This window comes from Teichococcus aestuarii (assembly GCF_042651065.1).
GTDB lineage: Bacteria > Pseudomonadota > Alphaproteobacteria > Acetobacterales > Acetobacteraceae > Pseudoroseomonas > Pseudoroseomonas aestuarii.
Genome location: NZ_JBHSCH010000115.1, coordinates 1 through 6839 on the forward strand (window position 1 = coordinate 1; position 6839 = coordinate 6839).

Here is a 6839-nt window from a genome sequence, read left to right on the forward strand (position 1 = left end):
AAAGCCGTCGCAGCCCTGGCCAAGGCATGGGCGCGCAAGCCACCCGTCAAGCGCAAACCTGCAGTTTGACCCGCGGCCCTCGCCGGATGAATACGAGGATCCTGTCTGCGACAGGGACGCACGACATGGGCAGGCAACAGTCCACCGTCGCGGCCACGTGCTGGGCATGCGCCGCCTGGTGCAGATCGCTGCATTGTCGCGCAGGCGGCGCCCTCAGTTTCGCAATCGGTGCCGCATCCAGCACCACCAGCGGCGGTCAGAAGAGTCACGCGCACGATGCTGGAAGCGTTTCAGCAGATCTGCGTTCGCCAAGCGGATCAGGGCAGCGGAATCACCGATCATGTTGCGACGCCCTGCGACCGTTGGGATCTGCCAGGGGCAGAAGGAGGCAGGATCTCCTCCAGAGGAATGCCTGTGACGTCCGACAGCTTGCGGGCCCGGCGAGCCGGGATGCCATCGATGCGCCAGTTGCTCACAGCGCTCGGGCCAACTCCCATCTGGCGCGCCAGCGCGCTTGCACCGCCTGTGATGGCAATGGCGCGGTCCAGCACCGAATTTGGGCAGGGGTGATCACGCTTCATGGCTCTAAATTGCAGAAAATCTGAAATCAGTTCAACTGAAATAGGCGATACAGGTCTGCTGTCGGGATTTCAGGCCTGCTGTGCCTTAACGTCGGCAGCCATGAACATCCCTGGTCCTGACCCACGTGAGGTCGAGTTCTACGAAGGTCTGGCCTTTCGTTTCAAACTAGCCGTCGAGGCTGTGTCAGAAAGCAAGGCGGAGATCGCAGAAGAACTTGGCATTAGCAGTTCGCGCTTGTCGAACTGGATAAATGCCGTGAATGCTCCGGACTGGTTCATGATCCATAAGTTCTGCAAACGCTATGGCGTCAGCGCGGATTGGATCTTGCTGGGAGATATGGGCAGTCTTCGCCACGATTTGGCGAATAGCCTGGCTCGGGCGCAGAATGGCGGCGCAAAGCCGCAGAGGGGCCGGCGCCAAGTTCTAAAGAAGACCGGCTGAAAGTGTGCACCTGATTCCTCCTCTGCCCAACACCCATCCATCTTGCACACCCCAAAACAGAACAAAAGAGGAAAGTTGGGCCATTCCTACGATGGGATAGCGTCCTGACTGAAAGCCATATTTCATCATATCTGAATTTTAGATTAATTATTATTCAGATAGTCTGAAAAATTCCTCAAGCACTGTTGGTGCATCTGCTTGCGGTCGTCATTGGAAATCGACCTTCTGCTCGCCGCTGCTCGCCGCAACCTTCGCCTCCTCCGTCCTCCACACAACTTACCGCCTGCTGAACCGCCTTCTTCACGGACAACACGGCTACGCCCGTCGGTGAATGGATGCCGGAGTGGGGGCAAATGAGTGGCACGGCTGTCGTGCGGCATGGGAGGCCGGCCAGGGGCATCTCAGACAAGCGCAAGCCAGGCGTAAGCGGTGGGAGCACCAACGCTGCCTCAGAGCCAGGCTGCCTCCCGGGCAGACCATCCTCACCCCCGCTCGGAGAAGCGCTCCTGGGCGGTGAGACGTTGCCGGGGAAGGTCGACCTCCCGGCCATAGACCTCCTGCCACAGGAAGCTCAGCTCCGCCTGCTGCAGGGCCTCCGGCACATCGGTGTACCAGGCGCGCGGCTGCCCTGCCGTGGCCTCCCCGTTCCAGCGGTAGCCGCGCGCCTTGAGGCGGTCCTTCGCCTCAAAGGGCGCCTCCACCGCCCAGATCCGCCAGGAGGGCTGGCGGGCGGTCTCAAGCAGCCGGGCCAGCCCGGTGACGCCGGTGTTGGGCAGCGGCCGCGCCAGGATCGCCAGCGTCGCCTCGCAGTCATGCAGCGCCCGGTGGCCGCCAAAGAACAGCCCGCAGCGCATGGCCAGATAGCCGAGCCGCGTGCCCTCGAACCCCTCTGCCGCCCAGTCCACCTGCGCCAGCGAGCAGGCCCAGGGCTTGGCCGCAAAGGCCTCGCAGAAGCGCTCGGCAAAGCGCCGGTCAAAGCGCGCATTGTGGGCGACGACCAGGGCGGCGGGGGCGATGAACCGCGCCACCTCCTCCGGGTCGATCCGGTGGCCGGCCACCATGTCATCGGTCAGGCCGGTCAGGCTGGTCACCGCCGGCGGGATCGACCGGGAGGGCTGGCGCAGCCGGCTGAAGGGCTCGCCGACGCCGTAGAGCGTGCCATCCAGCCCGTAGGTGAAGGGCAGCATGGCCAGCTCGATGATCTCGTCCTGCTCAGGGTCGAGCCCGGTGGTCTCGAGGTCGAGCAGCAGGCCAAGACGGGTGGGCGTGCCCGGCGGCGGCGCGATGGTGACGCAGGGCTCCACCCGGCGCAGCACCCGGTAGCGGCCGCTGGCTTCCAGGGTGGCGGCCATGGCTTCCAGAGCGGCAGGACTGGGTTGGTCGGTCGCATCACAGGGCATGCTGCCTGCATGGCACTCCACCCGGCGCCCCGCCAGAGCAGCGGGCGATGGCGGCAGGCTCAGCGGCAGAGCCGCTCGCACGGCACACCGTCCCGGTCGCCATCCAGCCGCGCCAGCCCGCACTGGCGGAAATGGAACTGCGCCTCGGCGCAGCTGGTCATCTGCGTGCAATAGCGCTTGCTGCCGCAGCTGAAGCCGCCCCCGCTGCGGCTCTGGGGCAGGGCCGCCGTTGGGCTGGCGGGCGGCCGCGACGGGGTCGCGGACGCCCTGCCACCGTTGCTGCGCCATTCCCAGGGCGGCACCTGCTCGCTGGCAGGCAGGGCCCAGAGGCCGCGGCGGGCCTGGCGTGCCTCCGCCTCCAGCCGTGGCAGCGCCGGATCGCGGTTGTACTGGCGGTAGACCCAGGCCGCGCCGCGGCGGATCAGCTCGGCGTTGACGTCGACCGTGCCGGCCCACACCCGCCCCACGGTGCGGCCATAGCGGTCGGTATCCTCCACCACGACCCGCACAGCCTGGCGAAAGGCCAGGGTCGAGAGCTCCTGCTGCGCCCGTGTGCCGTAGGGCTGCCGGCTTTCCGGCGCGTCGATGCCATGCAGGCGGACCCGCACCTGCTGCCGCTCCGGCGTCAGCAGGGTCAGCGTGTCGCCATCGCTGATCCCCACCACCTGTCCCAACAGCTCCACGGCCCGGACGGGTTGGCTGGACAGCAGGACGACCCCGAGCAGCAGGCGGACAAGCAAGGACATGCGGCGGACCATAGCGGCCCACCCTGCCCGCGCCCATGCTCACGGTTCCGTGATTTTGCTGTTGAGCCATCCCTTCCGGCTGGTGAGATTGATCCGGCCACCACCCAGCCCGGTGGGCGCGGTCGCCAGAAGGGAGACACGAGCCGTGTGGTTGATGCGTTTGGCACGGGACCTGGCCAGGCTGCGCTGGGGTGGTTCGGCCAAGAGGCCGGCGCACCACCCTCCCCCTTCGGTCCAGCGCTTTTCGGGCTTTGCGGAGAACACGGCCGCCATTCAGCGAAGTGCAAGCCAGACAAGCTCGAGCCCGCCGCGGCGCAGCAAGGCGGATTGGATCGGCAGGAGCCCGGACCTACCGCCAGGGCCACGTTCCGCCCTGCCCTTCCCGGAGGGCACCGGCCCGCACGGGCACCGCGGGCGAATGCGGCAGAAGCTGCTGGAGCGCGGCCCGGACGCGCTGGCCGATTACGAGCTGTTGGAGATGCTGCTGTTCTTTGCCTTCAAGCAGGGCGACACCAAGCCGCTGGCCAAGGCCCTGATCAACCGCCATGGCTCCTTCGCCAAGGTGCTGACGGCCTCGGAGAAGGAGCTCGCGGAGATTTCGGGCCTGGGCGCGCCCAGCATCGCGGCGCTGAAGCTGGTGCAGGCCACCGCGCTGCGCCTGGCCTGTTCAGAGGGGATGGAGCAGCCGGTGCTGAACAGCTGGGACCGGCTGACCACCTATCTGGACACCGCTTTGGCGGGCGAGACGACCGCGCAGTTCCGCATCCTGTTCCTCGACAGCAAGAACCGCCTGATCGCCGACGAGGCACAGGCTGGTGATGCGAAGAACCCCGTGCCCATCGACCCGCGCACGGTGATGAAGCGGGCGCTGGCGCTGCATGCGACCGCGCTGATCCTGGTGCACCACCACCCGGACGGCCGTCTGACATCAGGCCAGGCGGATCGCAAGATGATCGCAGAGATCAAGGCGGCCGGCGCGATCCTCTCGGTGGTGCTGCATGACCATCTGATCGTCGGCAAGGGGTGCACCCTGAGCCTCCGGCGCGAGGGGCTGCTGTAGCAGAGCGCCACGGGGCGGCTCTGGCCGGACCACAGGCCGCCGGCGATACTGCGCGGATGTCCTGGTACGACATCCAAGCCGCGGCCCTGGTGCCACGCTACGAGGCGGTGCAGCCGGCGGCGCTGCATGGCTGGTGGCGTGACCTCCTGCCCGCCTCGCCCGGTGCCGTGCTCGACATCGGCGCCGGCAGCGGCCGCGACGCCGCCTGGCTCGCCACGCTCGGCCATGCGGTGGTGGCCGCCGAGCCCTCCTCCGCCATGCGGCAGCAGGGCCAGCGCCTGCATCCCGATCACCGGATCCGCTGGACCGCCGACGCCCTGCCCGAGCTGGCCGGGCTGCTGCAGAGCGGGCTCAGCTTTGACGCCGTGCTGCTGAGCGCCGTCTGGCAGCATGTCCCACCCCTGCAGCGGGCCCGTGCCTTTCGCAAGATCTGCACCCTGCTCAAGCCCGGCGGCCTGCTGGTCCTGACCCTGCGGCAGGGTCCTGCGCCGGCGGGCAGTGGCATGCACCCGGTGTCACTCGGCGAGGTCGAGGCGCTGGCCCGTGACCACGGCCTGATGCCGGTGCGGCAGATGGCCCTGCCAGACCAGCAGGGTCGTCCAGAGGTGTCCTGGACGGGCGTGGCGCTGCGCCTGCCGGATGACGGCACCGGTGCCCTGCCCCTGCTGCGCCACGTCATCCTCAACGACGCCAAGAGCACCACCTACAAGCTCGGCCTGCTGCGCGCGCTGCTGCGCGCCGCCGACGGCGCCGCCGGCCTGGCCGAGCCCCAGGGCGAGGCGGAGATTGTGCTGCCGCTCGGCCTGCTGGCGCTGAACTGGCTCCGCCTGTACCGGCCCCTGGTCGCGGCGCGGCTGCCGCAGGCGCCCAACAATGCAGGGCCGGAGGGGCTGGGCTTTGCCGGGCCCGGCTTTCGGGCGCTGCTGGCGGGGGCTGCCACTGAGGCCGACCTCCGGATCGGCAGCCGCCTCGGCGGTGCGGCGGCGAAGGCGATGCATGCCGCGCTTGGCGAGGCCGCCAGAACCATCGCCCGGATGCCGGCGCTCTACATGACCTATCCGCAGGGCGGTCCCATCCTGCCGGTGCAGCGCAGCCGCACAGGGAGCGCGCCGGAGGCCCTGCTGCTGGACGCCGCCTATCTGCGGTCCTTCGGCAGCGTGCGGGTGCCGCTGCACCTCTGGCGCGCCCTGCAGCGCTTTGCGGCGTGGGTGGAGCCTGCCCTGGTGGCGGAGTGGACGCGGCTGATGGGCGACTATGCCCGGCGTATGGGACAGGTCTTCGACGCGGGGGCCGCGGCGGCGGCCATGCGCTGGGCGGAGCCGGAGCGCGATGTGGCGCTGTCCCGCCGCCTGGCGCTCGGCCTGCTGGAGGATGGCGCGCCGCTACGCTGCGCCTGGACCGGGCGTGCCCTGGTGTCGGCTACCCTCGACATCGACCACCTGTTCCCCTGGTCCGCCTGGCCTTGCGGCGATCTATGGAACCTGCTGCCGGCGCATCGGGAGGTGAACCAGCGGCTGAAGCGCGACCGGCTGCCCTCGGCACCGGTCCTGGCCGCCGCGGAGGCGCGGATCCTCGGCTGGTGGCAGGCGGCCTATCTCCAGGCCAATGACCGGCTGCTGCCGGTGCGCTTTGGGCATGAGGCGCGGGCAAGCCTGCCGGGGCTGGGCGCGGGGCGCGGAGAGTACTGCGACCCAGAGCAGGTCTTTGCCGCCATTGGCCTACAGCGGCTTCGGCTGCGCCAGGATCAGCAGGTGCCGGAGTGGACGATGCCGAGGGATAGCCGGGAGAGCCCGTGATGGGTCAGGCCGTCACGGCGCGGCGTGCGCTGTGGGACCGCTTCTGCGAAGAGCATCATATCCCAGAGCGCGGCGTGCTGCTCTTTGCCTTGATGCCGGACAGCACCGCTGCGGTCTTCCCCTATGGCCGCGACGGCCGACCGATGTTGCAGCGCTCTGCCGCCATGGAAGCGATGGTGATCGACACCGTCGAGGCGCTCCTCGCCGCAACTCCGGGCGACGCCGAGGGCCTGCTCTATGTCATGCATTACCTCAGCGCGCAGGACTGCGTGGTGCCGCTCTATATCGGTAAGGCGGGGCGGCATGGCCGCGCCGGCACAGTTGTCTCGGCCAATGTCATGACGATCCGCAGCAATGCGGGCCGCTTTGCGCGGTGGGGATACAACTACGCCTACCACATGGGTGATCTCAGCGCCGCCGCACTGCCCAACCACGCAGCCAACAAACTGCAGCCGAAATACGTGCGCTGGGCGCGACGTTTGTTCCACGAGGTCCCTGTGGCCGCACCGCGGCCGCGCGTCGAGGTGCGGTTCTGGTGCACCGCATGGGGGCCGAGATCAGCAAACATCTGGCAGGAGTTTGGATCCTGCCCCTTGGCCTTCGCGGAGTACCTGCTCATCGGCGTCGCAGGGCTTCTCTTCCCAGATGAGTTGCTCAACGATGAGGGGGTCAGTCGCATGGTCCTGGGAGAGGGTACATGCATTATCGAGCAATAGGACTGACCAGCCCCCATCAACTGTTCCGGGCAAGATTTTAGTGGAGCATGGTCAGAGGCGGCGGCGATGAGCCATTGGAACCGGGGTGGGGCACTGGT

7 protein-coding genes are annotated in these 6839 nt (G+C 68.2%); 4 read left to right on the forward strand and 3 right to left on the reverse strand.

Going from position 1 to position 6839, the window contains the following annotated elements:
- Positions 1-338 precede the first annotated feature (338 nt).
- The gene (locus ACFOY6_RS23325) at positions 339-581 is read right to left on the reverse strand and encodes a carph-isopro domain-containing protein (protein ID WP_379640346.1); all 243 of its coding nucleotides are present in this window, start codon (positions 579-581) and stop codon (positions 339-341) included.
- Between ACFOY6_RS23325 and ACFOY6_RS23330 the strand changes: the two genes are divergently transcribed.
- Positions 580-1023 (forward strand): helix-turn-helix domain-containing protein, encoded by a 444-nt coding sequence (locus ACFOY6_RS23330; RefSeq protein WP_379640349.1) that lies wholly within the window; start codon positions 580-582, stop codon positions 1021-1023. The genes ACFOY6_RS23325 and ACFOY6_RS23330 overlap by 2 nt on opposite strands.
- A gap of 482 nt (positions 1024-1505) precedes the next feature.
- On the opposite strand, the gene ACFOY6_RS23335 is transcribed toward ACFOY6_RS23330, so the two are convergent.
- Both ACFOY6_RS23335 and ACFOY6_RS23340 read right to left on the reverse strand, forming a co-directional pair.
- Entirely contained in the window at positions 1506-2423 is a 918-nt protein-coding gene (locus ACFOY6_RS23335) for a 3'-5' exonuclease (RefSeq protein WP_379652388.1), read from the reverse strand.
- Between the two features lie 59 nt (positions 2424-2482).
- Positions 2483-3169, reverse strand: a complete 687-nt coding sequence (locus ACFOY6_RS23340; protein WP_379652389.1) for a thermonuclease family protein — start codon at positions 3167-3169, stop codon at positions 2483-2485.
- A 418-nt stretch (positions 3170-3587) separates the two neighbouring features.
- Here ACFOY6_RS23340 and radC point away from each other — a divergent pair, with 418 nt between their 5' ends.
- Genes radC through ACFOY6_RS23355 form a run of 3 tightly spaced genes read left to right on the forward strand, consistent with a single transcriptional unit; the run spans position 3588 to position 6741 of the window.
- Entirely contained in the window at positions 3588-4229 is a 642-nt protein-coding gene (gene radC / locus ACFOY6_RS23345; RefSeq protein ID WP_379640367.1) for a RadC family protein, read from the forward strand.
- A 56-nt stretch (positions 4230-4285) separates the two neighbouring features.
- Positions 4286-6025 carry a methyltransferase domain-containing protein gene (locus tag ACFOY6_RS23350; protein ID WP_379652390.1) on the forward strand — a complete coding sequence of 580 codons (1740 nt, stop codon included), beginning with the start codon at positions 4286-4288 and terminating at the stop codon, positions 6023-6025.
- A complete protein-coding gene (locus tag ACFOY6_RS23355) occupies positions 6025-6741 on the forward strand; it encodes a hypothetical protein (RefSeq protein WP_379640375.1) in 717 nt (238 codons plus the stop codon). The genes ACFOY6_RS23350 and ACFOY6_RS23355 overlap by 1 nt, the downstream gene beginning before the upstream one ends.
- Positions 6742-6839 lie beyond the last annotated feature (98 nt).

Excerpts from the sequence above, each read along its gene's own strand:
- ACFOY6_RS23330 (WP_379640349.1), top strand. The coding sequence starts at position 580 with ATGGCTCTAAATTGCAGAAAATCTGAAATCAGTTCAACTGAAATAGGC.
- ACFOY6_RS23325 (WP_379640346.1), bottom strand. The coding sequence starts at position 581 with ATGAAGCGTGATCACCCCTGCCCAAATTCGGTGCTGGACCGCGCCATT.
- ACFOY6_RS23335 (WP_379652388.1), bottom strand. The coding sequence starts at position 2,423 with ATGCCCTGTGATGCGACCGACCAACCCAGTCCTGCCGCTCTGGAAGCC.
- ACFOY6_RS23340 (WP_379652389.1), bottom strand. The coding sequence starts at position 3,169 with ATGTCCTTGCTTGTCCGCCTGCTGCTCGGGGTCGTCCTGCTGTCCAGC.
- radC (WP_379640367.1), top strand. The coding sequence starts at position 3,588 with ATGCGGCAGAAGCTGCTGGAGCGCGGCCCGGACGCGCTGGCCGATTAC.
- ACFOY6_RS23350 (WP_379652390.1), top strand. The coding sequence starts at position 4,286 with ATGTCCTGGTACGACATCCAAGCCGCGGCCCTGGTGCCACGCTACGAG.
- ACFOY6_RS23355 (WP_379640375.1), top strand. The coding sequence starts at position 6,025 with ATGGGTCAGGCCGTCACGGCGCGGCGTGCGCTGTGGGACCGCTTCTGC.